This is a genomic window from Methylobacter sp. BlB1 (genome assembly GCF_015476545.1).
Classification (GTDB): domain Bacteria; phylum Pseudomonadota; class Gammaproteobacteria; order Methylococcales; family Methylomonadaceae; genus Methylobacter.
The window spans coordinates 1-682 of sequence record NZ_JADMKV010000214.1; the positions used below are offsets into that span (position 1 = coordinate 1).

At 51.0% G+C, this 682-nt stretch carries 2 protein-coding genes; one reads left to right on the forward strand and one right to left on the reverse strand.

Features of this window, described 5'->3' with window-relative positions; genetic code table 11:
- The coding region (locus IT781_RS22085; RefSeq protein ID WP_194972314.1) for a mercuric transporter MerT family protein at positions 1–295 on the reverse strand (295 nt) is incomplete at its 3' end.
- A 66-nt stretch (positions 296–361) separates the two neighbouring features.
- On the opposite strand from IT781_RS22085, the gene IT781_RS22090 reads away from it, so the two are divergent.
- A partial coding sequence (locus tag IT781_RS22090) for a MerR family transcriptional regulator (protein WP_194972315.1) occupies positions 362–682 on the forward strand: 321 nt, incomplete at its 3' end.

A 682-nucleotide genomic window follows, 5' to 3' on the forward strand; every position in this document is an offset into this window, starting at 1 on the left:
ATAAAGGGACGGTTACACTCCAAAAAATGAAGCGTTGCTTGCGGATAACTTCATCATCAGCGCAGGGCTTGCCGGATTCACATGTTTGAGGTGTCAAATAGAGCTTGCGGAACGTCAGGCCAATAAAAAGCAATGCCACGCCCATGAACACCGGGCGCACCGGCTCGAAGGCTGTCAGCGTTGCCATCCAAGTCCCACCAATGCCAAGACTCAGCAACACCAAAGGACCGACACAACATAAGCTAGCCCCTATCCCAGCCAGAACGCTCGCAATTAAGGTTTGTTTGGAGTTCATGATGAATACCTCTTTTCTAGCGATGCTTGTATTATAGGCGCCGTACCTATGTACGGAGACAAGCCCATGACACAAAAAAGCTTTACGATTGGCGCACTGGCGAAACAAGCCGGCGTGAATGTCGAAACGATCCGTTTTTATCAACGACGCGGCCTGCTGGTGGAGCCTGTCAAGCCACTCAAGGGCATCCGACATTACACTGAACAAGACGTGCAGCGAGTGAGGTTTATTAAGGAAGGTCAGAAACTGGGCTTTTCGCTCGACGAGGTTGCAGAATTATTGAGTCTTGAGGAAGGTCGGCGTTGCCAGGAGGCCAAAGAAATTGCGCTAAGAAAGCTGGCTCTGATCCGTGAACGCATTGAAGGCTTACGCATGATGGAGGCGGCC